This is a genomic window from Streptomyces sp. 13-12-16 (assembly GCF_002114215.1).
Lineage (GTDB): Bacteria > Actinomycetota > Actinomycetes > Streptomycetales > Streptomycetaceae > Streptomyces.
Genome location: NZ_NCTE01000436.1, coordinates 1 through 26,699 on the forward strand (window position 1 = coordinate 1; position 26,699 = coordinate 26,699).

General features: G+C 70.3%; 26 protein-coding genes and 2 pseudogenes. 19 read left to right on the plus strand and 9 right to left on the minus strand.

Annotated elements, in window-relative coordinates; all coding sequences use genetic code 11:
* The 6 genes and pseudogenes from B7767_RS17865 to pstB all read left to right on the plus strand — a co-directional run.
* Positions 1–202, plus strand: a pseudogene (locus B7767_RS17865) (hypothetical protein); the annotation flags it as partial.
* Between the two features lie 11 nt (positions 203–213).
* The gene (locus B7767_RS17870; protein WP_085573064.1) at positions 214–660 is read left to right on the plus strand and encodes an NUDIX hydrolase; all 447 of its coding nucleotides are present in this window, start codon (positions 214–216) and stop codon (positions 658–660) included.
* A gap of 231 nt (positions 661–891) precedes the next feature.
* On the plus strand, positions 892–2,019 hold the full coding sequence (gene pstS, locus B7767_RS17875) for a phosphate ABC transporter substrate-binding protein PstS (RefSeq protein ID WP_085573065.1): 1,128 nt from the start codon (positions 892–894) through the stop codon (positions 2,017–2,019).
* Between the two features lie 133 nt (positions 2,020–2,152).
* On the plus strand, positions 2,153–3,157 hold the full coding sequence (pstC, locus tag B7767_RS17880; RefSeq protein ID WP_085573066.1) for a phosphate ABC transporter permease subunit PstC: 1,005 nt from the start codon (positions 2,153–2,155) through the stop codon (positions 3,155–3,157).
* Positions 3,154–4,209, plus strand: a complete 1,056-nt coding sequence (gene pstA, locus B7767_RS17885; RefSeq protein WP_085573067.1) for a phosphate ABC transporter permease PstA — start codon at positions 3,154–3,156, stop codon at positions 4,207–4,209. Before pstC ends, pstA begins: the two co-directional genes overlap by 4 nt.
* Positions 4,210–4,243: 34 nt before the next feature.
* A complete protein-coding gene (gene pstB / locus B7767_RS17890) occupies positions 4,244–5,020 on the plus strand; it encodes a phosphate ABC transporter ATP-binding protein PstB (protein WP_085573068.1) in 777 nt (258 codons plus the stop codon).
* Positions 5,021–5,350: 330 nt separating this feature from the next.
* Here pstB and pitH read toward each other — a convergent pair whose 3' ends face one another.
* Both pitH and B7767_RS17905 read right to left on the minus strand, forming a co-directional pair.
* Positions 5,351–6,349 (minus strand): low-affinity phosphate transporter PitH, encoded by a 999-nt coding sequence (gene pitH / locus B7767_RS17900; protein WP_085573070.1) that lies wholly within the window; start codon positions 6,347–6,349, stop codon positions 5,351–5,353.
* A 7-nt stretch (positions 6,350–6,356) separates the two neighbouring features.
* A complete protein-coding gene (locus B7767_RS17905) occupies positions 6,357–6,977 on the minus strand; it encodes a DUF47 domain-containing protein (RefSeq protein WP_085573071.1) in 621 nt (206 codons plus the stop codon).
* A gap of 239 nt (positions 6,978–7,216) precedes the next feature.
* Here B7767_RS17905 and B7767_RS17910 point away from each other — a divergent pair, with 239 nt between their 5' ends.
* Complete coding sequence (locus tag B7767_RS17910; RefSeq protein WP_085573072.1) at positions 7,217–7,594, plus strand: metal-sensitive transcriptional regulator; 378 nt, start codon at positions 7,217–7,219, stop codon at positions 7,592–7,594.
* Positions 7,595–7,603: 9 nt separating this feature from the next.
* On the opposite strand, the gene B7767_RS17915 is transcribed toward B7767_RS17910, so the two are convergent.
* The 6 genes and pseudogenes from B7767_RS17915 to B7767_RS17940 all read right to left on the minus strand — a co-directional run bounded on the left by B7767_RS17915 (position 7,604) and on the right by B7767_RS17940 (position 13,374).
* A complete protein-coding gene (locus tag B7767_RS17915) occupies positions 7,604–7,789 on the minus strand; it encodes a hypothetical protein (RefSeq protein ID WP_073934247.1) in 186 nt (61 codons plus the stop codon).
* A gap of 106 nt (positions 7,790–7,895) precedes the next feature.
* Positions 7,896–8,721, minus strand: a pseudogene (locus tag B7767_RS17920) (hypothetical protein).
* 459 nt (positions 8,722–9,180) lie between these two features.
* Positions 9,181–9,885, minus strand: coding sequence for a phosphatase PAP2 family protein (locus B7767_RS17925; RefSeq protein ID WP_085573073.1), 705 nt, complete (start codon positions 9,883–9,885; stop codon positions 9,181–9,183).
* A gap of 211 nt (positions 9,886–10,096) precedes the next feature.
* A complete protein-coding gene (locus B7767_RS17930; RefSeq protein WP_085573086.1) occupies positions 10,097–11,041 on the minus strand; it encodes a bifunctional lytic transglycosylase/C40 family peptidase in 945 nt (314 codons plus the stop codon).
* 125 nt (positions 11,042–11,166) lie between these two features.
* Positions 11,167–12,885: a serine/threonine-protein kinase gene (locus tag B7767_RS17935; protein ID WP_085573074.1), complete on the minus strand. Its 1,719-nt coding sequence runs from the start codon at positions 12,883–12,885 to the stop codon at positions 11,167–11,169.
* 48 nt (positions 12,886–12,933) lie between these two features.
* Positions 12,934–13,374 (minus strand): ATP-binding protein, encoded by a 441-nt coding sequence (locus tag B7767_RS17940; RefSeq protein ID WP_085573075.1) that lies wholly within the window; start codon positions 13,372–13,374, stop codon positions 12,934–12,936.
* Positions 13,375–13,576: 202 nt separating this feature from the next.
* On the opposite strand from B7767_RS17940, the gene B7767_RS17945 reads away from it, so the two are divergent.
* The 8 genes from B7767_RS17945 (at position 13,577) to B7767_RS17980 (ending at position 22,224) form a co-directional block, all read left to right on the plus strand.
* A complete protein-coding gene (locus B7767_RS17945; RefSeq protein WP_085573076.1) occupies positions 13,577–14,422 on the plus strand; it encodes a helix-turn-helix transcriptional regulator in 846 nt (281 codons plus the stop codon).
* Between the two features lie 11 nt (positions 14,423–14,433).
* Positions 14,434–14,778 (plus strand): DUF397 domain-containing protein, encoded by a 345-nt coding sequence (locus B7767_RS17950; RefSeq protein WP_085573077.1) that lies wholly within the window; start codon positions 14,434–14,436, stop codon positions 14,776–14,778.
* Between the two features lie 274 nt (positions 14,779–15,052).
* Positions 15,053–15,361: a hypothetical protein gene (locus B7767_RS17955; RefSeq protein ID WP_004929725.1), complete on the plus strand. Its 309-nt coding sequence runs from the start codon at positions 15,053–15,055 to the stop codon at positions 15,359–15,361.
* 200 nt (positions 15,362–15,561) lie between these two features.
* The gene (locus B7767_RS17960) at positions 15,562–16,374 is read left to right on the plus strand and encodes a hypothetical protein (RefSeq protein ID WP_085573078.1); all 813 of its coding nucleotides are present in this window, start codon (positions 15,562–15,564) and stop codon (positions 16,372–16,374) included.
* Positions 16,364–17,707, plus strand: a complete 1,344-nt coding sequence (locus tag B7767_RS17965) for a hypothetical protein (protein WP_085573079.1) — start codon at positions 16,364–16,366, stop codon at positions 17,705–17,707. Before B7767_RS17960 ends, B7767_RS17965 begins: the two co-directional genes overlap by 11 nt.
* Complete coding sequence (locus B7767_RS17970) at positions 17,704–19,263, plus strand: SCO6880 family protein (protein WP_085573080.1); 1,560 nt, start codon at positions 17,704–17,706, stop codon at positions 19,261–19,263. The genes B7767_RS17965 and B7767_RS17970 overlap by 4 nt, the downstream gene beginning before the upstream one ends.
* Before the next feature lie 13 nt (positions 19,264–19,276).
* Positions 19,277–20,686, plus strand: coding sequence for an ATP-binding protein (locus tag B7767_RS17975; RefSeq protein ID WP_073934222.1), 1,410 nt, complete (start codon positions 19,277–19,279; stop codon positions 20,684–20,686).
* 11 nt (positions 20,687–20,697) lie between these two features.
* Positions 20,698–22,224 carry a type IV secretory system conjugative DNA transfer family protein gene (locus B7767_RS17980; RefSeq protein WP_085573081.1) on the plus strand — a complete coding sequence of 509 codons (1,527 nt, stop codon included), beginning with the start codon at positions 20,698–20,700 and terminating at the stop codon, positions 22,222–22,224.
* Positions 22,225–22,255: 31 nt separating this feature from the next.
* Here the strand turns inward: B7767_RS17980 and B7767_RS17985 are convergent, their stop codons facing one another.
* The gene (locus B7767_RS17985; protein ID WP_371100359.1) at positions 22,256–22,813 is read right to left on the minus strand and encodes a GNAT family N-acetyltransferase; all 558 of its coding nucleotides are present in this window, start codon (positions 22,811–22,813) and stop codon (positions 22,256–22,258) included.
* A 94-nt stretch (positions 22,814–22,907) separates the two neighbouring features.
* Here B7767_RS17985 and B7767_RS17990 point away from each other — a divergent pair, with 94 nt between their 5' ends.
* Genes B7767_RS17990 through B7767_RS18005 form a run of 4 tightly spaced genes read left to right on the plus strand, consistent with a single transcriptional unit; the run spans position 22,908 to position 26,588 of the window.
* Complete coding sequence (locus tag B7767_RS17990) at positions 22,908–23,828, plus strand: ABC transporter ATP-binding protein (protein WP_085573082.1); 921 nt, start codon at positions 22,908–22,910, stop codon at positions 23,826–23,828.
* Positions 23,825–24,610, plus strand: a complete 786-nt coding sequence (locus tag B7767_RS17995; protein ID WP_085573083.1) for an ABC transporter permease — start codon at positions 23,825–23,827, stop codon at positions 24,608–24,610. Before B7767_RS17990 ends, B7767_RS17995 begins: the two co-directional genes overlap by 4 nt.
* Before the next feature lie 2 nt (positions 24,611–24,612).
* Positions 24,613–25,920, plus strand: coding sequence for a sensor histidine kinase (locus B7767_RS18000; RefSeq protein ID WP_085573084.1), 1,308 nt, complete (start codon positions 24,613–24,615; stop codon positions 25,918–25,920).
* Entirely contained in the window at positions 25,917–26,588 is a 672-nt protein-coding gene (locus B7767_RS18005) for a response regulator transcription factor (protein ID WP_085573085.1), read from the plus strand. The genes B7767_RS18000 and B7767_RS18005 overlap by 4 nt, the downstream gene beginning before the upstream one ends.
* Positions 26,589–26,699: the final 111 nt, after the last annotated feature.

Here is a 26,699-nt window from a genome sequence, read left to right on the forward strand (position 1 = left end):
CGCCGCCGGCGAGGCACTGGACCGGCACCGCGACGCCTCCGAGGCCGCGGCGGCCGCCGCGCAGGCGGCCCGCACCCCGCGGATCGCCCCGGCCACGGCGTACGCGCTGGGCGTGCTCCACGCCGACCAGCGGCATGAGGTGGAGGCGGCGCGGTACGCGTTCCAGCGGGCCTGGCGGAAGGAAGCCGCCGGCACGTCATAGGGAGGTACCCGGTGAGCACCCCGCGCTCCGCGCACGCGCCGCACCGCACCCTCACCGTCCAGGCCGCCGGCTGCGTCCTGTGGCGCCGCTCCCCCGTGACCGGCGAGCTCGAGCTCTGCCTCGTGCACCGGCCGAAGTACGACGACTGGTCCTGGCCCAAGGGCAAGCTCAAGCGCGGCGAGGACCCGCTGGCCGGCGCCCTGCGCGAGGTCGCCGAGGAGACGGGCCACACCGCCGTCCCGGCCGCCGAACTCCCCAGCGCGCACTACCTGGCCAAAGGCCGCCCCAAACGGGTCCGCTACTGGGCGGCCGAAGCGGTCTCCGGCGCGTTCGCCCCGAACGACGAGGTCGACCGGGTGCTCTGGCTCCCCCCGGAAGCCGCCCGCGCCCGCCTCACCGAGCCCCGGGACGCCGGCCTGGTGGACGCCCTCCTCGCCACCCTCCGCCCGGCACGGTGAGTGTCCCGTTCCCGCCCGGTATCCCCCCGTGTCCTCGACGTGAGCGTTCCGTGACCTCACCGCACCGTCCACAGGGGTTCACCCCTCGTTCATGTACGCCAATCGGCTGCTTCACCTGATCTGCCTAATTTCGGCCTTACGCGATGCGGATCGCCCGAAGGAGAGGGTGACCGTGTCACCCACACTTCGCACGCCGCCGAATTCAGGACGGCGGCACTGGAAGGGACTCAAGTGAAGCTTCAGCGCAAGAACCGGCGGGCCCTCGCTCTCGGCGCTCTCGCCGTCTCCGGCGCCCTGGCCCTCACGGCGTGCGGCTCCGACGACACCGGCAACGGCAGCGGCGGCGACGCCTCCGCCACCACCCAGGCCGGCAACATCGACTGCGGCGACGCCAAGGGCCAGCTCCAGGCCTCCGGCTCTTCCGCCCAGAAGAACGCCATCGACGCCTGGGTCAAGCAGTACGCCGCGGCGTGCAAGGGCGTGCAGGTCAACTACAACCCGACCGGTTCGGGCGCCGGCATCACGGCCTTCACCCAGGGCCAGACCGCGTTCGCCGGTTCGGACTCCGCGCTGAAGCCCGAGGAGATCGAGGCCTCGAAGAAGATCTGCTCCGGCGGCCAGGGCATCGACCTGCCGATGGTCGGCGGCCCGATCGCGGTCGGTTACAACGTCCCGGGCGTCGACGCCCTCGTCCTGGACGCCTCGACCCTCGCCAAGATCTTCGACAGCAAGATCACCAACTGGAACGACGAGGCGATCGCGAAGCTCAACCCCGACGCCAAGCTCCCCGACCTGAAGATCCAGGCCTTCCACCGCTCCGACGAGTCCGGCACCACGGACAACTTCACCAAGTACCTGAAGGCCGCCGCGCCCGACGACTGGAAGTACGAGGGCGGCAAGGCCTGGCAGGCGAAGGGCGGCCAGTCCGCTCCGCAGTCCGCCGGTGTCGCCCAGCAGGTGAAGCAGACCTCGGGCGCGATCTCCTACATGGAGCTGTCCTACGCCAAGGACGGCATGAACACCGTCTCCCTCAAGACCGAGGCCGCCGAGCCGGTCGAGGCCACCATCGAGAACGCCACCGCCGCCATCGGCGCCGCCAAGGTCGTCGGTACCGGCAAGGACCTCGCGCTGGAGCTGGACTACACCCCGGAGGCCGACGGCGCCTACCCGCTCGTCCTCGTCACGTACGAGATCGTCTGCGACAAGGGCAACAAGGCCGACACCCTGCCCGCCACCAAGTCCTTCCTGAACTACATGGCCTCCGAGGACGGCCAGGCCCTGCTGGCCGACGCGGGCTACGCCCCGATGCCCGAGGAGATCATCACCAAGGTCCGCGAGACCATCTCGAGCCTCGCCTGACCCGAGTGTGCGGACCGGCCCCGACCGGGGTGCCGGTCCGCACCGTCCGGTGCACCGCCATCAGGAGCCCCCGGCCGTCGGGAGGCTCCGACCGAGCCGCCCGCCCCGGTGGTTCCGCAGACCGGAGAACCCGATGGACATCACCACACAGAAACCCGCCGCTCCCCCCGCACCCGCACCGGCCGCGTCCGAGGACAAGCGCACCGCACGCGGCGCCACCCGCCCCGGTGACCGGATATTCCTCGGGCTCTCCCGCGGGTCCGGCATCTTCGTCCTGGTCCTCATGGCCGCCATCGCGGCCTTCCTGACCTACCGCGCCGCGCTGGCCATCAGCGAGGACGAGGCCAACTTCTTCACGACCTTCGAGTGGAACCCCACCGGCGTCCCGCCGGAGTTCGGCATCGCGGTCCTGGCCTTCGGCACCGTCGTGTCGTCGATCATCGCCATGGCCATCGCCGTCCCCATCTCGGTCGGCATCGCCCTGTTCATCACGCACTACGCCCCCCGCCGGCTCGGCGGCACCGTCGCGTACGTGATCGACCTGCTCGCCGCCGTCCCGTCCATCGTCTACGGCCTGTGGGGCGCCATCGTCCTGGTGCCGCACATGGACGGCCTCTACGGCTGGCTCGACGACTACCTCGGCTGGACCGGCCTCTTCGCCTGGGAGGGCGGCCCCGCCCGCTCACTGCTCACCGTCGGCATCCTGCTCGCCCTGATGATCCTCCCGATCATCACCAACGTCAGCCGCGAGGTCTTCCGCCAGGTCCCGCGCATGCACGAGGAGGCGGCCCTGGCCCTCGGCGCCACGCGCTGGGAGGTCATCCGCATGTCGGTGCTGCCCTTCGGCCGCTCCGGCGTCATCTCCGCCTCGATGCTGGGCCTCGGCCGCGCCCTCGGCGAGACGATGGCCGTGGCCATGGTGCTCTCGCCCTCCTTCGACATCTCCGCCAGCCTGCTCGACGCCGGCGGCGGCACCTTCGCCCAGAACATCGCCAGCAAGTTCAACGAGGCCACCGTGATGGGCCAGGACGCGCTGATCGCCTCCGGCATGGTGCTCTTCGTCATCACCCTGCTGGTCAACGGCGCGGCCCGCCTGATCATCGCCCGCCGCAAGGAGTACTCGGGGGCCAACGCATGAGCAACGCAACCCTTTCCCCCCAGCCCGGCTCGCTGCGCGGCGCGACCCTGCCCAAGTGGTTCGCCTGGGCCGTCGCCGCCGGCTCCCTCGCCCTGGGCTACGCCGTCAGCGCCGTGGCCGGCCTGAACAGCGACATCCAGTGGGCGCTGATCGCCGCGGTCCTCTTCGTCGTCGGCTCCTACGCCGTCTCCGCGAAGGTCGAGGGCGCCCGCCAGGCCAAGGACCGCACCGCGACCAGCCTGGTCTGGGTCGCCTTCCTGCTGGCCGTGACCCCGCTGGCCTCCCTCCTCTGGGAGACGGCCGAGCGCGGCGTCAAGGTCCTCGACGGCTACTTCCTCACCCACTCGATGGGCGTGGTCGGCGACGCGGAGCCCGGCGGCGGCATCTACCACGCCCTCCTCGGCACCCTGGAGCAGGTCGGCCTCGCTGCCCTGATCTCCGTGCCGGTCGGCGTGCTCACCGCGATCTACCTGGTCGAGTACGGGCGCGGCAGGCTCGCCAAGGCCGTCACCTTCTTCGTCGACGTCATGACGGGCATCCCGTCGATCGTCGCGGGTCTGTTCATCCTGAGCCTGTGGGTCCTCATCCTGGACATGGGCCCGTCCGGCTTCGCCGGTTCGCTGGCCCTGTCGATCCTGATGATCCCGGTCGTCGTCCGCTCCACCGAGGAGATGCTCAAGCTCGTCCCGAACGAGCTGCGCGAGGCGTCCCTGGCGCTCGGCGTGCCGAAGTGGCGCACGATCCTGAAGGTGGTCCTGCCGACGTCGCTCGGCGGCATCATCACCGGCGTCATGCTGGCGATCGCCCGCATCACCGGCGAGACGGCCCCCGTGCTGCTGCTGGTCTGGGGCACGGACTTCATCAACGCCAACCCGTTCCAGGACCCGCAGGAATCGCTGCCGATGTACATCTACCTGCAGTTCGGCGCCGGTTCCGACCCCGCGTACGACCGTGCCTGGGCGGCGGCCCTGACGCTCATCGGCTTCATCATGATCCTCAACCTGCTGGCCCGCGGCATCGCCCGCTGGAAGGCTCCCAAGACCGGTCGCTGAGGCCTCCCCGGACCCGAAAGAAGAAGTGATACCCATGGCCAAGCGCATCGACGTCAGCGGCCTCAACGCCTACTACGGCTCCTTCCTGGCCATCGAGGACATCTCGATGACCGTCGAGCCCCGCTCCGTGACCGCCTTCATCGGCCCGTCCGGCTGCGGCAAGTCCACCTTCCTGCGCACGCTCAACCGCATGCACGAGGTGACGCCCGGCGGCCGGGTCGAGGGCAAGGTCATGCTCGACGACGAGAACCTGTACGGCGCCGGCATCGACCCGGTGGCGGTACGGCGCGAGGTCGGCATGGTCTTCCAGCGCCCGAACCCGTTCCCCACGATGTCGGTCTACGACAACGTGGCGGCGGGCCTGCGCCTGAACGGCAAGTACAAGAAGTCCCAGCTCGACGACATCGTCGAGAAGTCCCTCAAGGGCGCCAACCTCTGGAACGAGGTCAAGGACCGCCTGAACAAGCCGGGCTCGGGCCTCTCCGGCGGTCAGCAGCAGCGCCTGTGCATCGCGCGGGCGATCGCGGTGGAGCCGAAGGTCCTCCTCATGGACGAGCCCTGCTCCGCCCTGGACCCGATCTCCACCCTCGCCATCGAGGACCTGATCGGCGAGCTGAAGGAGCAGTTCACGATCGTCATCGTGACGCACAACATGCAGCAGGCGGCCCGCGTCTCCGACCGCACCGCCTTCTTCAACCTGGCGGCCGTCGGCCAGCCCGGCAAGCTGATCGAGATCGACGACACGGAGCGCATCTTCTCCAACCCGTCGGTCCAGGCCACGGAGGACTACATCTCCGGCCGCTTCGGCTGATCCCCGAACCCCTCGCGGTGCTGCATGGCGGTGCCACCGCGAGGCAAAAAGGGCCCGCTCCCGAAACCGGGGGCGGGCCCTTTCACGTACCTGCATGACCGCGGGCACCACTGCCGCGTAACCGCGGGCAATCGTGCCTCCCCCAGTGCCTCAAAGGCCTGGGAGGTACCCCCAGGGCGATGGGGGTGCCCCCGCCCGAGCGCAGCCGAGGGTGGGGGAGGGTGGGCGCTGGGGGTACCCCCTCTGGGGGAGGCACCCCCGCAAACGCCGGGCTGCGCAACGACCCCCCGCCCAGCACCCACACCGAGTACCGAGCACCGACCGGACCGGCTACAGCACAGCCAGATTCACCAGCCCGAACGACAACGCAGCCACAGCAGCCGCCGCAGGCATGGTGATGAACCACCCGAGGACGATGTTCTTGGCGACCCCCCACCGCACGGCGTTGACCCGCTTCGTCGCACCGACACCCATGATCGCCGAGGTGATCACGTGCGTGGTGGAGATCGGGGCGTGGAAGATGAACGCCGACCCGAACATGATCGAGGCACCCGTGGTCTCCGCCGCGAAGCCCTGCGGCGGGTCCAGCTCGATGATCTTCCGGCCTAGCGTCCGCATGATGCGCCACCCACCCGCGTACGTCCCCGCGGACAGCATCACCGCACAAGCGATCTTCACCCACACCGGAATCGGATCGCCGTAGTCCTCGACGTCCGCGATGACCAGCGCCATCACCACGATGCCCATCGTCTTCTGCGCGTCCTGCAGACCGTGCCCGAGGGCCATCCCCGCCGCGGACACCGTCTGCGCGATCCGGAACCCCCGCTTGGCCTTGTGCGGATTGGCCCGCCGGAAGATCCACAGGATCACGGTCATCACCAGGTACCCGGCGAGCAGACCGACGACCGGCGACACGAACATCGGGATGACGATCTTGTCGACCACCCCGTGCCAGTAGACGGTCGTCCCCCCGGCCAGCGCGGCCCCGACCATGCCCCCGAACAACGCGTGCGACGACGAGGACGGCAGCCCGAAGTACCAGGTGATCAGGTTCCAGACGATCGCCCCGACCAGCGCGGCGAAGAGGATCCCCATCCCCTTCGACCCCTCGGGTGTCTGGATCACACCCTCACTGACGGTCTTGGCGACCCCGGAGCCCATGAACGCGCCGGCGAGGTTCATCACGGCCGCCATCGCCAGCGCCGCCCGGGGCGTCAGCGCCCGCGTCGACACGGACGTGGCGATCGCGTTCGCCGAGTCGTGGAAGCCGTTCGTATACGTGAAGAAGAGCGCGACGCCGATGGTCACGACCAGAGCGAAGGTGTCCATGAAGTGCTCAGGACTCCTTGACGGCGATGGTCTCCACCGTGTTCGCCACGTGCTCGAAGGCGTCGGCCGCCTCCTCCAGTACGTCCACGACCTGCTTGAGCTTCAGCACCTCGATCGCGTCGTACTTGCCGTTGAAGAGGTGGGCCAGCAGCTTGCGGTGGATCTGGTCGGCCTGGTTCTCCAGCCGGTTGACCTCGATCCAGTACTCGGTGAGGTTCTCCATGGTGCGCAGGTGCGGCATGGCCTCCGCGGTCAGCTCCGCCGCCCGCGCCAGGACCTCGATCTGCTGCTCGACGCCCTTGGGCAGTTCCTCGATGTTGTAGAGGACGACCAGGTCGACGGCCTCCTCCATGAAGTCCATGATGTCGTCGAGGGAGGACGCCAGGGCGTAGATGTCCTCGCGGTCGAACGGCGTGATGAACGAGGAGTTCAGCTGGTGGAAGATCGCATGCGTGGCGTCGTCACCTGCGTGTTCCGCGGCCCGCATACGCTCTGCGATCTCGGCCCGGGCGGAGGGGTCCGCCCCGAGCAGTTCCATCAGGAGCTTCGAGCCGGTGACGATGTTGTCCGCGGACGCGGCGAACATGTCGTAGAAGCTCGTCTCCCTGGGGGTCAGACGAAAGCGCACGTGGGGTCCTCGGTGAGCATCGGTTTCGGTCAGGCTGATGCTAGGCGCATCATCCGGCCACGACGAACGGGCCGCCCACCAGTGTCGCCCATCGGGCAGAGTGATGAGTACGGGGGCGGTCCGAGGCCCGTTTCCGGCCGCTGCGCCTGTCATCGGCCAAGAGGCCTATACCCAGCAAAGTTCGTTACCATATACCCGCCAGGGGTATGTGTCGCCCGTCAGTGCACCAGGAGGACGCGATGACGACCACCGAGACCGGCGCGGACGCGCCCTTCGTCCCGGACACGACGGACGCCACGGACACGACGGACATCGTGACCGATCACGACCGCGGCGTCCACGGCTACCACAAGCAGAAGCAGGAGCACCTCAAACGCCTGCGCCGCATCGAGGGCCAGATCCGCGGCCTGCAGCGCATGGTCGACGAGGACGTCTACTGCATCGACATACTCACCCAGGTGTCCGCCTCCACCAAGGCCCTGCAGTCGTTCGCGCTGCAACTGCTGGAGGAGCACCTGCGCCACTGCGTCGCGGACGCGGCCGTCAAGGGCGGCGACGAGATCGACGCGAAGGTCAAGGAGGCGACGCAGGCCATCGCCCGCATGCTCCGGACCTGACCGGCCGTGTCAGGGACGGTCCGGCTCCGCCCGCGCCTCGGCCACCCTCAGCACCTCGTCGATGCTCTCCAGACTGAGCCGCTCCTCGGCGTTGGAGGCGGCGATGATCAGCTCCCCGCAGAGTTCGATCTCGGCGAGCGCCACGTGGTCCTGAACCGGAACCGTCCCACCGCCGAGCGGTGCCACGCGCCTCACCTCACCTCTGTCGTCACCGACTTCCTAGAGTAGGGAGCGCCCTACACACCGCGCATGGCACGGAAGGGCTAGTTCAGGCCGGTCACTCCCGCCTTCCCTCCCGGCCTCACTCCGCGGCGATCCGGCCCGCGTAGATGTCCCCGCCCTCGGGAAGCCGTACGTCGGCCGGGACCCCGAAGTCGTACAGCAGCGTGGTCGAGGCGACCGCCACGGGCTCGTCCTGCCGGCCGTTGACGAAGCTGAACCGGTGCCGGAGCTTGCGGATCCGCCCCTCGTCGTCGAGGTAGGCGTCGAACGGCACCCGCGCGGTGGCGAACCCTTTCGCCGCCGCGCCCAGCGCCTCCCGGTTCGCCTCCGAGGCGTCCCGCGAGGCGTGCCGCAGGTCGGCGGTCCCCCGGTAGTGGCGCACCTTGGCCCCCGCGACCTCGGTCCGTCCCACGAACGTCGCCGACCGCGTCCCCCGCAGCACCTCGGCGGCGGCGAACGGATCGGTCGCCCCGCCGGTGACGAGGTTCCCGTCGGACAGCGTCCCGGTGTCCACCCGCACCCACTTGTCGGCGGGCACCCCGGCCCCCCGGTTCTTCATGAAGAGCGCGCCGGGGGCGAGCAGTTCGGTGATGGGCCGCCGGACGACCTTCCCGGCCGGATCCCGCGGCAGCAGCACCTTCAGCCGCCCGAGCCGCCTGCGGTAGTCGTACACGCCCTCGCCCCGGATGGTGACCCGGGTCCCGCCGGTCGCCATCTCCAGGGAGGTGGTCGCCTTGGAACTCCCGGCGCCCACGAGCGCGTCGGCGGCCCCCCCTCAACACCCGCACCGGATCCCCGACGGGAGCCCCTCCGGTCATGGCGCCGCTGTTCGCACAGCCCAGGCCCCCGAGCCCCAGGCAGCACACAACCCCGATCCCAGCCACCACGCCGCGCATCCGAGCCATGCCCGGTTAACGACCGATAAATGACCCCGTCACGCCGACGAGCAGGGCGCTACCGTGGTCGACGTGCCGCACCAGGACGACGCCCCGCCCCCCGCCCCCCACACCACGACCACCACCGAACAGGGCCGCTTCTGCACAGCCCACTGCACCTGCGGCTGGCGAGGCCCGGCCAGAAGAGCCAGAAGCCAGGCGAGAAAAGACGCCGCGAACCACACGGGGGAGTGACACCCCCTCCGCAACCGCAGGCAGTCATGCCGCTGGGGCGGCGCCCACCCTGCCGCGTAACTGCGGGCAGTCGTGCCTCCCCCAGTGCCTCAAGGGCGATGGGGGTGCCCCCGCCCATGGGGGGTCCCCCCGCTCGAGCGAAGCCGGGAGTGGGGGAGGAGCCGAGAGTGGGGGAGGCACCTCGTAAGCGCCGAGCTGCGGAACAGCCCTTCGCCCAGCGGCAGAAGCGCCGGCTCAGGCAGCCAGGTCCCGCTGCTCCGCCCCGGCCGCCCCGCTCCGCGAGGCCCCCGGAGCAACCCGCCCCCGCTCGCCCTTCCGGCGAGCGGAAACCAGCCACCCACCCCGAGGCGACCGTTCGATCGCCCGCATCAGCGGCGTCAGCAACGCCATGGCGACCGGCGACAACAGCAACGCGACAGCCGTACCGAGCGCGAGCCCGCCCACGACATCCGTCGGATAGTGCACACCCATGTAGACCCGGATGAACCCGCCCAGCAGCCCCAGCACCAGCCCGACGATCCCGAGCCGCCGGTTGACCAGGAACAGTCCCACCGCCAGCGCCATGCAGAGCGTCGCGTGGTCACTGACGAACGAGTAGTCGTCCTTGCCGTCGACCAGGACTTCGAGCCCCTCGTGGTCGAGGAAGGGCCGCCGCCTCTCCACGAAACCACGTATCGGCACGTTCACCAGAACCGCGACGCCCGCCGCCAGCGGGGCCCACACCAGGCCCGCGACGGCCGGAGCCGCGTCCTCGCCGCCCCGCCGCCTGACACCCCACCAGCACCACACCAGCAGCCCCAGCAAGGCGAACAGCAGGCCGAACTCGCCCACGAACTCCATGACGTGGTCGAACCACGTCGGTGCGGCCTTCGCCAGGCCATTGATGTCATAGAGCAGGTCGACGTCGGGGTTCGACCCGGAATCGGCGAGTCCAGCCATGATGCTGCGGCCCCTTCGTCATATCTTCCGGCGTGCGGTTCGCACGCCGTTCCCGCCACCCCCGTGGTTTGTAGATCCGCTCGTCCGATCGGCTACGACAACAGGAACGCACGGCCCCTGTTGATACGTTCCACACTCCACCGAATGATCACGCAGACGTTATCGAAGAGAGATACGTCTCCGCAGCTCAGGGGGTGGGTTAACGCTCAGCTCACACCGTGGTGGGCAGTGCTTTCGCGCCATCCTCGGTGACACGGGTGGCACCAAAGTAGTCAGGAGTGTCGATCGGGTCGAATCGGATCACGGCCCCGGTCCGGGGCGCGTCGATCATGTACCCACCACCGACATAAATACCCACATGCCGGATGGCCCGGGAATTGGTGAGGTCGTCCGAGAAGAACACCAGATCACCCGGCAGCAGTTCGTCCCGCGCGGGATGCGGTCCCGCGTTGTACTGGTCGTTGGCCACGCGCGGCAGCGTGATCCCCACGCTCTCGTACGCCGCCTTGGTCAGCCCCGAGCAGTCGAACCGTCCTCCCTGCTCAGGCGTACCGTTGCCGCCCCACAGGTACAGCGTCCCGAGCTTCGACTGCGCGTACGAGATCGCCCCGGCAGCCTGCTTCGACGGATCCACCCGCCCCACCGGCGCGGCGAAGCTCTCCTCCAGCGCCCGGATCCGCTGGACGTAGTTCTGCGTCTCGGTGATCGCGGGAACCCCACCCGACTTGATGACCCGGTATGCCCCCGCGTTGTAGGCGGCGAGCATGTTGTTCGTTACGTCCCCCGGTACGTCCTTCACGTACTTCGCGAGTTCGCAGTCGTACGAAGCGGCCGATGGAATCGCGTCATTCGGGTCCCAGATGTCACGGTCGCCGTCGCCGTCACCGTCGATGCCGTGGGCGGCCCAGGTGCCGGGAATGAACTGGGCGATACCGCGTGCGTCGGCGTGACTGACGACGTCCGGGTCCCACCCGCTCTCCTGGTAGAGCTGCGCGGCGAGCAGCGCCGGGTTGATGGCCGGGCAGAGGTTGCCCCACTTCTGGACGAGCGTCTGGTACGCGGCGGGCACCGACCCCTTGGCGAGTGCCTTGCCCGCACCGCCCACGCCGTTGACGAGGTTCCCGGCGACGACGTAGACGCCGACGACGAGCAGCATGACGAAGCTCAGCCCCAGCCCGATGGCGGCGCCACCGGCCACCCATACCTTCCGCACGCTCCAACTCTCCCCTACCGCGCCCTGGTTTATGGGTCATTTACCAGTCTGAAGGGCGTCCGTGTGAGCTACTTCGCGACAAACCCGCGGCAATCGATGCTGGCGTACTGCTTCGTCCCCTCGACATGGAGGAAGATGACGGTCCAGTTGCCGGGGTCGTTCCCGACCGGGATGGCGTCCGCGTACTTCTCGCCGTTGACGACCTCATGGAAGTCGTCCGGATACGTCAGCCACACCCACGGAGCGGGTGCCTTGCCGCGAAGGCCCTCGTAGAGGTCGACCGGCTTACTGGTGTAGCCGAGGCTCCGGTTCTCGAACCCCGCACCCTCGATCGGCCGGCCGGTGTCCGCGTCGATCTCGTGCGGCGGCTTGACGGCGACCGACACGTAGTACGACTCCCCGTCCTCCGGGACGACGTTCTCCAGACGGATTCCGATCCGTCCCTTGCCAGAGGTGTACGGAGCATTGGTCTCCGCGTCGGAGACGGATGCCTGGAAGTACTGGTTGCGCTCCTCGGCGGGCAGTTGGCACGTCCCCGAGCCGTCCGTCGAATCGGCATCCGGCGTCCAGGAGTCGCGGTTCGGATTCGTCGCCTCCACGTAGGCCGGTGGCTGGGCCTTCGGCTGCTCGCTGCCCGGCGCGGTGGGGGCCTTCGACGTGGCTCCGGGCCGCGCGGCCCCGGTCGTCTCCTTGCCGTCCGCGCCCGCGTCGCCCTCACCCCGGTCGGGCAGCATGACGAACGCCGCCGTCACCGCTCCGGCCGCGAGCGCCGCCGCCACGGTGATGAGCCAGGGCGCGGGACGGCGCCGCGCGGATGGGGCCGGGCGACCCACCTGCGTGGGCGTGTACCCGGGCGCGTGTGTGGACGCGGACGTCGGCAGGTCGTGCAGACCCATCGCCGGTGGATGTGCCGACGGTGAAATGGCCCCCGGCAACGCCTCGGCCAAGCCGGCCAGTCCCACGTAGAAGGGGTCCTCGACGAGGGCCGCCAGCACACGGCACCGTGCGATCACCTCGGCGAGCTGCGGACGTGCCGCCGGGTCCTTGGCCACACAGTGCTGGATCAGACCGGCCAGTTCGGGCTCCACACCGGCGAGCTCGATCGGCTCGTGCACCGCGCGATAGCTGACCGTGGCCGGCTCACCGGACCCGAAGGGAGGCCTGCCCGTCGCCGCGTACGCGATCGTCGCCCCGAGCGCGAACACGTCGGCGGCGGGACCGACCTCATTGCGCATCAGCACCTCGGGGGCGGTGAAACCGGGCGTGCCCGGAGCCGACCCCACCTCGGTGAGCGCCGTCTGTCCCACTCCTCGGGCGATGCCGAAATCGATGAGCTGCGGCCCCTGCGCGGCGAGGAGCACGTTCTGCGGCTTGAGGTCCCGGTGCGTGACCCCTTGCTCGTGCACTGCCGCAAGCCCTTCCGCCAGCGCCGCGAACAGGCGCCGGCAGGTCTCGGGTGGCATCGGCCCCCTCACCCCCACCGCCTTGCTCAACGTCGGACCCGACACGTACTCGGTCGCCAGCCAGTAAGGGGCCGAGTCCAACGAGGCATCGATCAGGTTCGCGGTGTACACGCTCCGGACCAGACGTACGGTCTCCACCTCACGCCTGAACCGGGCGAGCGCCTCGGGGTGATCCGTGATCTCGTCACGGATCACCTTGATCGCCACCAGCCTGCCGCCGGGCGACCGTCCGAGGTAGACCTGTCCCATCCCGCCCGCACCGAGGCGAGCCAGCAGCATGTACGCGCCTATCCGCGCGGGATCCTGAGCCTTCAGTGCGTCCACGAAAACGACCTTGCCACACAGCAGGGTCGACGCGGACCGATCTGGTGATCACGGACCGGACCAGCCGCACTCCGCCCACAGCACCTTCCCGCCCGACGCCCCCTCCGGTCCCCCCAGCAGCGAGGCGCCCCAGGAGTCGGCGTACGCCCGCACGAGGGCCAGGCCCCGTCCGCCCTCCGAGGCTCCGTGCGGCATGGCCCCGTGGACGAAGTCGGCGCCCGGTCCGGAGGGGACGGTCGGGTCCCTGTCCCACACCCCCAGCCGGAGCTGCCCGGACGCCATGGGGCGGATGTGGAGGGCGTACGGGCCGCCGGTGTGCAGATGGGCGTTGGTCAGCAGCTCCGAGGCGAGCAGCTCGGCGGTGGGGGCGAGTCCGCCGAGCTCGTAGGCGGCCAGGACGGCCCGCAGGGTGGAGCGGGCGATCCCCGGTGAGCGTGGATCGCGCGAGAGGTGGAGGGTGTAGGACCAGGGCGGGGATACGGTGGGCATGGAAGTCTCCGATCAGCGAGGTCGGTTGGGTGAATGCGAACAGTTGCCCAGTGGCAGTGCCGAACCGTCGATCGGTGCGCTTCCGGGCGGGGCGCCTGCAACCAAGCTAGCCGGAAACGTAAAACCCTTTACACGGTTCTAGCGAAACCCCACATACTGCACTCGTGTGAGTGACACGCAAGGCAAGGAGGCGGACCAACCCGTGAGAAGCAATCCGACGGGTCGCCAGCTCCGCTTGGGCACTGAACTGCGCAAACTCCGGGAGCGCGCGGGCCTGACGGCCATCGAGGCCGGTCAACTCCTCGGCGTGAAGCCGAACCAGATCAGCAACATAGAGGCGGGACGAGCAGGCGTGAGTCCCGAGCGCGTCCGTGCCATGGCCTGCCACTACGACTGTGCCGACAAGGCCCTCGTCGAAGCCGTCGCCGGAATGACGGGCGAGCGCAGGCGCGGCTGGTGGGAGGAGTACCGCGATCTCCTGTCGCCCGCGCTGCTCGACCTGGCCGAGCTCGAGCACCACGCCGTCCACCTGCGTGGCTCCGTGACCGTGCACATCCCCGGGCTCCTGCAGACCACCGACCACGCCCGTTCGCTGTTCCGCCAGGTCGTACCCGAACTCGCGCCTCCGGACATCGAGCACCGTGTCTCGTTCCGCATCAAGCGTCAGACCGTGATCTACCGGGACAACCCGACGCCGTACCTGGCGCTCATTCACGAAGCCGCGCTGCGCATGCGGTTCGGGGGCCCGTCCATCGCCGGCGCACAACTGCGGCACCTGCTGGACATGAGCGAGCGGGAACACATCACCATCAAGGTGATCCCGTTCGCCGCCGAAGGCTTCCCGGGGTCGGGACAGTCGATCTTCTACTCGCGCGGGCCCGTCCCCCAGCTCGACACGGTCCACCTCGACCAGTCGCACGGCCTCACCTTCCTCGATGCCGAGGCCCAGCTCGACAAGTACCGCGCCGTCCTGGAGCGGGTGGAAACTCGCGCCCTCACCCCCGAGAAGTCACGGGATCTCATCCGCGCCATCGCCCAAGACCTCTGAAGGGACCCGAGATGCCCCAGCCCACCTGGCAGAAGTCGTCGTACTGCGGTGAGGGCGACTCCTGCGTGCACGTCGCCGCGACCCCCACCGGGATCCACATAACCGAGTCCGCCGACCCCGGTGGAGCGATCCTCACCACCACCCCCGACGCCTTCCGCACCCTCCTCCACTCCCTCAAGGAAGAACCGCACCGGGACCCCCGGACCCCCGCCCTCGAAGTGACCACCGCCGGCGACGACGACCGCACCGTCCGCCTCCACGCCCCCGGCACCCCCACCGTCACCACCGACCGCCGCCGCTGGGACGCCTTCGTGCAGGGCGTACGCGCGGGGGAGTTCGACCACTTCACGGCATAGCCCGTCAGGGCGTTCCGGTGCCGGAACGGAAGCCGTCACGGTTCGTTGTGATGAATCACCCGGCGTGATACACAGAGTGACGATACGACTCTTCACCCATCGGAACGCGCCCTTACCGGAGCACGGCGCGCGCCGGTGGCAAGCTATTCGCACGAAACCCGCCAACTGATGACGCCAAGTCGACATGCGATGGCGTCATCGTCGGTGACAATAAGGTCTGACCTCTGCACAACGCAGGGGGTACAGAACTACCCATACAGGGGCGGTGACTTACATGTTCTTCGCGGCCGACGAGGGAGACATCAACACCATTATCGGCGGGATCGCTCCGGATTGGGGCCCCTTCGGCAGCCTGGGCAACGAGGCCAAAATCATGATCGAGGTGGTCATGGCGGTCGCCATCCTCCTCTGCCTGGGCATCGCCATCTGGGGGGCGGCCAAACAGCGCATCGGCGCCACCGCGTTGAGGGACACGTTCAGTGCCGAACAGGGCAAGGGCCTCATCATCGCGGGGCTCACGGGCGTCTTCATCATCGGCTCGCTCGGCACGCTGTTCACCATCGTGTACGGAATGGCCGTGTAGCCCCGCTCCATCGCTCCCGGCCGGGCACGCCCGGCGCCCCCTCCATCCCACCCGCCCGTCGTGCCCACCGGCTGAGGTTGCGTTTCCCTGATGTCCAGTCACCACACCGCGCCCGCGCGGGGACCAGCACGGCTACCGTCGTACATGGAGTACGCGGAGTACGAGGTGTTTCCGCACGACGCTGAGGGGGCGTACGCGGCATGAGTCCCGAAGACGACACGGGCCGGACCCGCACCCGGATGCCGGAGCGGGGCGGCGATCCGTACGGCGGTGCGCGCAGAGGCGGCCGTTCGTCGTCGCGCAGCCTGGTGACGGTGGTCGGCGTGGTGGTCCTCCTGATCGCGGCGATCGCCTTCGCGAACCGTGGAGGCGGCGACTCCGCCGCGGAGGAGGGCGACGGCTCCGTCGACTCCCCCAAGTCGGCGGCGACGGCCCCGTCGGGCGAGAAGCCGGTGGACACGAAGGCGGCCGGCATCCCGTCGGGCTTCGCCCACGACCGGCAGGGGGCGGAGAGCGCGGCGGCGAACTACGCGGTGGCGCTGGGCTCCGCCGAGATGTTCAACAAGGACCGACGGCGCGAGATCGTCAATGCCGTCTACGCCCCGGATGCCGCCGCATCCCGGCAAGCCGACCTTGATCGGGCTTACTCGGACGCGGAGTTCCTGGCAAACATCGGCCTCGACAAGAGCGGTCAAGCACCTGCCGGACAGACCTTCGTCTCCCGAGTCATCCCCGTGGGCACCAAGGTGACGGCGTCCAGTGCGAGCGACGCCTCCGTCGAGGTTTGGTACACGTCGCTGTTCGGCCTGTCCGGCGAGGGCTCGACCAACCCGGTGATCGAGAGCTGGTACACCACCACATACCAGTTGAAGTGGATCAACAACGACTGGAAGGTCACCGACTTCCAGCAGAAGGACGGACCAGTCCCGGTCGGGCGCGACCAGAAGGCCTCCACCGCCGACGACATGACGAAGGCTGTCGAGGAGTACGGAGGGTTCACGTATGCCCGCTAACCACCGCTTCCTCAAGTTCACGGCCGTCGTCGCCACCGTGCAGGCCACGGCGGTGCTGTTCGCCTCACGAGCCGTCGCCGCCCCGACACCGACTCCGACTCCGACTCCGACTCCGACTCCGACGGACAGCAACGACCCCTGCGATCTCATCCGCGGCCCCGCCAAGGACTACTGCGAACGAGGCAGAGGGGCTGAAGGCTCCTCGGAGTCCTCCACCCTCAACGACCCCACCACCACCCTCGACCCCCTCGCCTCCCTCGCCAAAGGCTGCGCCGACGCCGCCTCCTGGACCGTCGAGAAGCTCAGCGACGCCGTCAACGAGACGGCGAACGTCGACTTCACGAACGACACGTTCCTCCAGCAGTACGCCGTCGTCTTCGCCGCGTCGACGATCCTGACGCTCCTTCTCTGGCTGCTCGCGGTCGCCAAGCGCGCGGTGCGGGGCGTCCCCCTCACCACCGCCCTCTCCGAGGCGATCGGCTTCCTCTGGCTGACCGTCCTCGCCTCCGCCTTCACCCCGCTGATCCTCTACACGGTCGTGTCGGCGACCGACGGCGTCACCGAGGTGCTCGCGAAGGCGACCGGCGACCAGACGGACACGTTCTTCGGCACGTTCTCCGGCGCTCTCGAAAAGGGCGACGACATCGGCGGCGGCCCGATCATGCTGATCGTCGTGTCCCTCGTCTCGATCCTCGCCGCCGGCGTCCTCTGGCTGGAGCTCGTCATCCGCGCCGCCCTGCTCTACGTCGGCGCCCTCCTCGGCACCGTCGTCTACGCCGGCCTCGTCGACAAGAACCTGTGGGGCCACGTCCGCCGCTGGGCGGGCATCATGATCGCCGTCATCCTCGTGAAGCCCGTCATCGTGATCGTGCTCGGCCTCGCCGGGGCGCTGTCCGCCGAGGACGGGCCCGACGCCTTCTCCGCCGTGGTCTCCGGGCTGGCGATCATCCTGCTCGCCATCTTCGCCTCCGCGATGATCTACCGCTTCGTCCCCGGCTTCGGCGACGAACTCGCCAACGGCCGCAACAACCGCCTCATGCAGGGCGCCGAAGGCAAGGCCGCCGCCGTCATGAGCTCCCCGGCGACCCTGGTCGCACAGGGCATCAAGACCCACAGCAGCCGCACCGACAACAACCACGGAGGCGGCGGCCAGTCCACCGGCCCCCGCCCCTCCAACCCCGCCTCCGGCGGAGTCGCCGCACACAGCTCGCGCCCGTCGGGCGGCGGCGGAGCCACCGCCCCCGCACCCCGCTCGAGCAGCCCGGTGAACACCCCCCACGCCGGCAACACCCGCAACAGCAGTAACAACAGCACGGGAGGTGAAGGGCGTTGACGACCGAGTCCCACTTGTCCCATCCGGTCACGCCCCGCCGTACGTATCTGATCGGCCGGGCCCGGCCGAACGCGATCGTCGGCCGCAATCGCGAGACCGGTGAGATCGCGCTGATCGTCCTGGGCGCGTTCCTCGGCATGATGTGCGGGCTTCTCGTCCCCGTCCTGTCCGTGCGGATCGTGCTGCTCGCGGGCCTCCCGATGGTGGCGCTGGCCGCGGTGTACGTGCCCTACCGGGGCCGCACCTTCTACAAGTGGTTCGAGATCAACCGCAGCTACAAGCGCACCGTGCGCCGCGGCACCACCTACCGCTCCGGCGCCGTCGAGGCGGGCACCCGCCTCGACGGCCGCGAGGTGGAGATCGGGTCGCCGCCCGGAATCGGCAGGATCACCTGGCTCGCCGCGCCCTTCGGCCCGGACGAGATCGCCGTACTGCTGCACGCGGACCGCAAGACCGTCACCGCCGCCATCGAGATCGAGGGACCGGGCGTCGGCCTGCGCGACTCCGAGGACCAGGAAGCCCTCGTCGACCGCTTCGGCACCCTGCTCAAGCACGTCGCCAACGGCGACGGCTTCGTGACCCGCATCCAGATGCTGGCCCGCACCCTGCCCGCCGACCCCGACGCCCACGCCAAGGACGTCGCCGTCCGCGGCGACGACAAGTCGCCGCCGTGGCTGCAGCAGTCGTACGACCAGCTCCAGTCGATGGTGTCGACCAGCAGCGAGCAGCACCGCGCCTACCTCGTCGCCTGCATGCACTACACGCGCGAACTGGCCGCCGAGGCCAACGCCATGGCGCGGGCGATGCGCAGCCAGGGCGGCGGCAAGGTGGACCGGGACGCGGGTCTCGCCGTCGTCATGGCCCGTGAGCTGACCGACATCTGCTCCCGGCTCCAGGAGGCCGACATCCGCGTACGGCAGCCGCTCGGCCAGAGCAGGCTGTCCTCGCTGATCCACGGCATGTACGACCCGGACCACCCGATCGACCACATCCAGGCGATGACGCAGCGCAACGCCTGGCCGGCCGAGCTGGACGCCATGGAGCCCACCTACCTCCAGGCCAAGACCCGCGAGTCCGCCACCCGCGCCCCCTGGTGCCACGCCACGGCCTGGATCAAGGAGTGGCCGATGACCCCGGTGGGCGTCAACTTCCTGGCCCCCCTCCTCGTCCACACCCCGGACGTGATCCGCACGGTCGCCGTCACCATGGACCTCGAACCCACCGAGGTCGCCATCGAGCGGATGCTCACCGAGAAGACCAACGACGTGGCGGAGGCGTCCCGCGCCGCCAAGATGAACCGCACCGTCGACCCGCGCGACATGGCCGCCCACAGCCGCCTGGACCAGCGCGGCGAGGACCTCGCCAGCGGCGCGGCCGGCGTCAACCTGGTCGGCTACATCACCGTCTCCTCCCGCAACCCCGAGGCCCTGGCCCGCGACAAGCGGACCATACGGGCGTCGGCCGGAAAGTCGTACCTGAAGCTGGAGTGGTGCGACCGCGAGCACCACCGCGCCTTCGTGAACACACTCCCGTTCGCCACCGGCATTCGAAGGTAGGGGCTGAGCCGCTATGCGGGATCCGCTGTCCGTCGTCACCGATGCCTTCACGTCCTTCCTGTTCGGGAAGGTCGAGACGACACGGCTGCCGGTACGCACGTCCACCGGCCAGGCACAGGCGGTCTACCTCCCGACCGCCGCCCCCGGCCTCGGCGACTCCGGCGTCATCATCGGCCGCGAGGTCTACTCCGGCAAGGGCTACATCTACGACCCCTTCCAGCTCTACGGCCAGCAGCTCCCCGCCCCGCACTGGCTGGTCCTCGGCGAGTCCGGCAACGGCAAGTCGGCCCTGGAGAAGACGTACGTCCTGCGCCAGCTGCGCTTCCGCGACCGCCAGGTCGTCGTCCTGGACGCCCAGGGCGAGGACGGCGCAGGCGAATGGAACCTCATCGCGCAGGAGCTGGGCATAACGCCGATCCGCCTGGACCCGATGGCCGCGCTCGACAAGGGCATCCGGCTCAACCCGCTGGACCCGGCGATCACCACCACCGGGCAGCTCGCGCTGCTGCGGACCATCATCGAGGTCGCGATGGGGCACGGCCTGGACGAGCGCTCCGGCTTCGCCCTCAAGGTCGCGCACGCCTACGTCAACGAGTCCATCGTCGAACGCCAGCCGGTCCTCTCCGACATCGTGGAACGGCTGCGCCACCCGGAACCGGAGTCCGCGGAGGCGATGAACGTCCCCATAGACGACGTACGGGCGTGGGGCCTGGACGTCGCCCTGGTCCTGGACCGCCTGGTCGACGGTGACCTGCGCGGCATGTTCGACGGCCCGACGACCGTCGGCATCGACCTCGACGCACCGCTCATCGTCTTCGACCTGTCCCACATCGACCGCAACTCCATCGCCATGCCGATCCTGATGGCGATCGTGGGCGTGTGGCTGGAGCACACCTGGATCCGCCCCGACCGGAAGAAGCGCATCTTCCTGGTCGAGGAGGCCTGGCACATCATCAACAGCCCGTTCGTGGCGCAGTTGTTCCAGCGGCTGCTGAAGTTCGGGCGGCGGCTGGGCCTGTCGTTCGTCGCGGTCGTCCACCACCTGTCCGACGTGGTGGACGGGGCGGCGGCGAAGGAGGCGGCGGCCATCCTGAAGATGGCGTCGACCCGGACCATCTACGCCCAGAAGGCGGACGAGGCGAGGGCGACGGGCCGGGTGCTGGGCCTGCCCAGATGGGCGGTGGAGATCATTCCGACGCTGACGCCCGGTATCGCCGTGTGGGACGTCAACGGCAACGTCCAGGTGGTCAAGCACCTGGTCACCGAGACCGAACGCCCGCTGGTCTTCACCGACCGCGCGATGACCGAGTCCTCCGCCGACCTCTCCGACGACGCCCTGCGCGCCGCCGAACTGGAGGCGGAGGAGCGGGCGGCGGCCTTCGTGGAACAGCACGTCGGCGACTCCGAATCGACGGTGGCGTAGAGGGAGCACGCGTGAGACCGGACGATCACCGTGAGCACGGCCGGGCCGGCGGCCAGGGCGGCGGCATCCCCGACGGGCTGCTGATCGGCGTCCTCGCGTTCCTCATCGGCGTGACCGCCATGGTGTGGACGGCCACCGGCCTCGCGGGCCTCTTCGCCCACGGCCACTGGCCGTCCGGCGTCACCTTCACCCGCACCCCGGTGGCCATGCGCCACCTCGTCGCCGACCCGCAGGGCCTCCCCGCCGCCTGGCCGGACACCCCGCAGGCCGACCTCTCGGGGTACGGCCTCTTCTGGGGCCTGCTCATCGGCCAGCTGATGATCCTGACCGTCCTGACGGTGTTCACCGTGGGCACGGTGGCCCGCTGGAAGGCCGTACGGGCACGACGCCGGGCGGAACGGGCGACGGGGAGCCCCCGGCGGCAGCCGGAGCACCTGCCCGGACGGGAGAGACAGCCGGAGCCGGAGCGGCTGCCCGAACAGGCACCGCAGCCGACGCCGAAGCAGCTGCACGAGGTACCGACCCCGAGGGGGCCCGAGGAGGAGACCCCGGCGAGGGAGGAGCCCGCGACCAACGGTGAAGAGGCAGGCGGGTGGGAGACCCCCCGCACCGAAGGCGCGGGGCTGCTCTACGGCCCCCCGGTCATCCGCCACACCACCGCGGCCCGGGCCGTACGCGACGCGGAGGGCCCCGCCCTCGTCCTCACCTCCAACCCCACCCTCTGGCACGACACCAAGGACGCCCGAGCCAAACTCGGCCCCACCCACCTCTACGACCCCACCCACCTCTGCGACACCCCGGCCCGCCTCCACTGGTCCCCCACCGCCGGCTGCGAGGACAAACGGACGGCCGCCGCCCGCGCGGCAGCCCTCCTCGCCCCCGTCCGCCCCACCTCACGCCTCGACCAGGCGGTCGGCGACACCGCGGAGACCCTGCTCCGCAGCTACGTGCACGCCGCCGCCGTGGACGGCCGTACGATCCGCCACGTCCACCGCTGGTCCCAGGGCCTCCAGGTCCACGACGCCGTACGCATCCTCCGTACCAGCCCCAAGGCCGCCCCCGGCGCCGCCGGCGAACTCGAGGCGGCCCTCACGGCGCACCCCGAGCGCCGGGACATGGCCCAGCAGCTGACCACCCGCGCCCTGGCCGCGCTCTCCACGGTCAATGTCCGCGAGGCCTGCACTCCCAACCGAACTGATGCCCTCGCCTTGGATTCCTTTGTCCACGAAGGGGGCACGCTTTACGTCGTGGGTGAATCCATCGAGGACCCCCGTACCAGCCCGGGCGCGATGCCCCTGCTGACGGCCCTCGCCTCACACGTGGTCGAGCACGGCCGGCGCATGGCCGAACGGTCATCCTCCGGTCGGCTCGACCCACCACTCACCCTCGTCCTGGACGACGTGGCGGCCGTGGCCCCCCTCCCCCAGCTCCCGGACCTGCTCGCCACCGGCACGGACCACGGCATGCCCACCCTGGCCCTGCTCCGCTCCCGCGAACAGGCCAGGTCCCGCTGGCCCCACACCGAACTACCGGTCTGACCTGTTCCGTCGGCCGGACCTGCCGGCCCGGCTACCGGTCCGGCACCGGCCGCTCCACGGCCAGCTCCAGTTCCAGGTCGTCCGGGCCGTCCCCCAGGGACATGGTCACCCCGGTCTCGGTGAAACCCGCCTTGCGGTAGGACCCCAGCGCCCGCGCGTTGTCCGCGTGCACGAGGAGCCGCACGCGCTCCGCCCCACGCTCCCACGCCCACTCCAGCGCGGTCCCGAACAGCGCCTTCGCCAGCCCGCTCCCCCGGTACCCGGGAGCCACGTACACGCCCACCAGATGCCCCTGCCGCCGCGCGACGACGGACCCGGTCCAGTCCGTCGTACCGGCCTCCTCGATCAGCACGGCCGCGTTGGCGACCCAGCTCCCGTCCGCCGTCTCGGCGACGAACTGCCGCGCCCCGTTCGCCGTACGCTCCTGCCACCAGGAGTCCGGCCGGGCCACGGCCTCCTCGTAGGTGTCCATGTAGGCGATGTGCGCGACCGGGTCCCGCAGCGCGGTGAGCCGCAGCTCCCTCGACGCGGCCCACTCCTCCGCGCGCACCGGCCGGATCACACAGTCATCGACGGACATCGCGTTCATGGCCGCCACCGTAGTACCGGGGTACCACCGTCCTCACCCGGAATACGGCCCGCGGTCCGACGCCCGCCGCCCCCGCGCGGACGAGCATCGAAGCATGATTACGGCACAGGACCTCACCAAACGCTACGGTGACCGGACCGTCGTCTCCGATCTGTCCTTCACCGTCCGCCCCGGCACCGTCACCGGCTTCCTCGGTCCGAACGGCGCCGGCAAGTCCACCACCATGCGGATGATCCTCGGCCTGGACGCCCCCACCCGCGGCCGTGCCACCGTCGGCGACCGCGCCTACGCCGCCCACCCCGCGCCCCTCACCGAGGTCGGCGCCCTGCTGGAGGCCCGCTCCGTCCACCCGGGCCGCACCGCCCGCCACCACCTGCGCGCCCTCGCCCTCACCCACGGCATCCCGAAGAGCCGCGTCGAGCACGTCCTGGGCCTCACCGGCCTCACCGAGGTGGCGGACCGCCGGGTCAAGGGCTTCTCCCTCGGCATGGGCCAGCGCCTCGGCATCGCCGCCGCGCTGCTCGGCGACCCGGCCGCCGTCATCCTCGACGAGCCGGTCAACGGCCTCGACCCGGAGGGCGTCCTGTGGATCCGCACCCTCCTCAAGTCCCTGGCCGCCGAGGGCCGTACGGTCCTGGTCTCCTCCCACCTGATGAGCGAGACGGCCCTCACCGCCGACCACCTGGTCGTCATCGGCCGCGGCCGGCTCCTCGCCGACACCACGGTCACCGACTTCGTACGCCACTCCGGCGCGGGCACCGTCAAGGTCGTCACCCCGGACGCCGCCGGCCTCGTACGCCACCTCACCGCACCCGGCGTCACCGTCACCACCGACGCCTCCGGCGGCCTCACCGTGCACGGCACCGACGCCGAGCACATCGGCCGCACGGCCGCCGCCCACGGCATCCCCCTCTTCGAACTCACCCCGAACACCGCCTCCCTGGAGGAGGCGTTCATGGACCTCACCCACGACGCGGTCGAGTACCCCGCCGCCCGGGAAGGAGCAGCCGCGTGACCACCGCCACCGCCGACCGGCCCCACCGGATCACCCCGGCCCGTGTCCTGCGCTCCGAATGGCACAAGCTGTGGACGCTCCGCTCCACCTGGCTCAACCTCGCCGCCACCGGCGTCCTCACCGTCGGCATGGGCGCCGGCATCAGCGCCGCCTACGACGGCACCGGCGAGGGCGGCCTCGACACGGTCGTCTTCGTCCTCCTCGGCACCCAGTTCGCCACCGTCACCCTGGCCGTCCTGGGCGTCCTCGCCACCGCCGGCGAGTACTCCACCGGCCAGGTCCGCGCCACGATGACGGCCGTCCCGCGCCGCCTGCCCGTCCTGTGGTCCAAGGCCGCCGTCCTCGCCGCCGTCGCCTTCCCGCTGTGCCTGCTGACCAACCTGCTCGTCTTCCCCCTGGCCCAGGCCTTCCTCACCGACACCGACCAGTCGGCCGCCCTGGGCGACCCGGGCGTCCTGCGCGGCCTCGCCGGAAACGCGGCCGCCCTCACCCTCCTCGCCGTCATGGCCCTCGGCCTCGGCGCCGTCGCCCGCTCGGTCCCCCTCGCCATCGGCGTCTACATCGCCCTGGTGATGATCGTCCCGGAGCTGCTGCACATGCTCCCCCACGCCGTCGTCGACGACGCCCTCCAGTACTTCCCCGCAAGGGCCCTGGAGTCCGCCACCGCCGCCCGCCCCGGACCGGATGCGGCAACCCCGGGCGCGGCCCTGCTCGCCCTCACCCTGTGGGCGGCGGTCTCCCTCGCCCTGGCCGCGACCACCCTGCGCCGCCGGGACGTCTGACCATGGCACCCATCGTGTTCCCCCGGGCGGACGCACCCGCCACCATGGACCCCGTGACGAACGAGCGGGAGTCTCCGACGGGGGTACGGACGACGGAGCCCCTCACCCAGTACATGCAACGCGTCAACCAGCGGGTGCGCGCCTTCGACCGGCGCCACCCCCTGCTGTGGGACGCGCACGTCACCGGCTTCTGGGTGACGGCCGCCCTCATCGACTACGTCGGCGACGGCTGGCGCAACGTCACCCACAACCCCGGCGCCCCCGGCTGGCTCCTCCTCGTTCTGAGCCTCGGCCTGTCCGCCCCGCTCCTCCTGCGCCGCACCCACCCGGCGGCGGTCCTGCTCGCCACTACCCCGTTCGCCCTGGTCAACGCCTGGTCCGGCACCGCGCTCCAGGCAGCCCTGCTGCAACTCCTCGTCATCTACCACATCGCCCTGCGCGTCCCCCTGCGCAACCTGTGGTGGGCGGCGGCCCTGGTGCTCGCCCCCGTGATGGTCTCCACGGCCCGCTACGGCGAGGGCGAGTGGCACCAGCAGATCGGCTCGCACCTCACGTCCATCGCCGTCGCCGTCCTCATCGGCATCACGGTCCGCACCCGCCAGAGCTACACCGAGGCCCTCGAGGACCGCGCCCGCCGCCTGGAGATCGAACGCGACCAGCAGGCCCGCATCGCCACCGCCGCCGAACGCGCCCGCATCGCCCGCGAGATGCACGACATCATCGGTCACAACCTGTCCGTCATCACGGGCCTCGCCGACGGCGGCAGATACGCGGCCGGCAAGTCCCCGGAACGCGCAGCCCAGGCCCTGGACGCCATCGGCACCACCAGCCGCCAGGCCCTCGGCGAGCTCCGCCGTCTCCTGGACGTCCTCCGCGACGACGACACCGCGCACCCCGCCGAACGGACCCCCCAGCCCGGCCTCACCGACCTGGACCAGCTCATCGACGGCGTCCGCAGCGCGGGCCTGCCCGTTCACACCCGTGTCGAGGGGCGGGCGGCCCTCCCCCCTGGCCGCCAGCTCACCGTGTTCCGGGTCGTCCAGGAAGCCCTCACCAACACCCTCAAGCACGCCGGCCCCGAAACGGCCTCCGAGATCTCCATCGTCCACGGGGACAGGGGCGCCGTCACCGTCACCATCACCGACACCGGAAAGGGCACACCACCCTCCACCCCGTCCGACGGCCGTGGCATCCCCGGAATGCGCGAGCGAACAGCCCTGTACGGCGGCACACTTGAGGCCGGCCCACGCCCGCACCCCGAACAGGGCTGGCGCGTCCGTCTGCACCTTCCGGAGGAACCCCCGCAGTGACCACCGTCCTCATCACCGACGACCAGCCCCTCCAGCGTTTCGGCTTCCGCATGCTCCTGGAGAGCCAGGACGACATGACGGTCCTGGGCGAGGCGTCGAACGGCAGCGAAGCGATCCGCATGACGGCGGAACTGCACCCCGACGTGGTCCTGATGGACATCCGCATGCCCGGCCTGGACGGCATCGAGGCGACCCGCCGCATCGCCGCCACCGGCGACCGCACCCGCGTCCTCATCCTGACGACGTTCGACCTGGACGAGTACGCCTACGCCGGCCTCCGCGCGGGCGCCTCCGGTTTCCTCGTCAAGGACGCCCGGCCGGAGGAACTCCTCTCCGGCATCCGCTCCGTGGCGTCCGGGGACGCGGTCGTCGCCCCCAGCCTGACCCGCCGTCTCCTCGACGCCTACGCCCGGCACCTGCCGACCGGCGACGGCACCGCGGACGTCTCCCCCGACGACGCACGTCTGTCCGCCCTCACGGAGCGGGAACGCGAGATCCTCACGGTCATCGGAAAGGGCTGGACGAACACCGAGATCGCCACCCGCCTCCACCTGGCCGAGTCCACGGTGAAGACCCACGTGGGCCGGATACTCGCGAAGACCGGCTCACGGGACCGCATCCAGGCGGTGATCCTGGCGTACGACACGAAACTGGTGGAGCCGTCCTGAAACGCAGAAAACCCCCGTGCCGAATGGCACGGGGGTTTTCCCAATATTTGTTCGGCGGCGTCCTACTCTCCCACAGGGTCCCCCCTGCAGTACCATCGGCGCTGTAAGGCT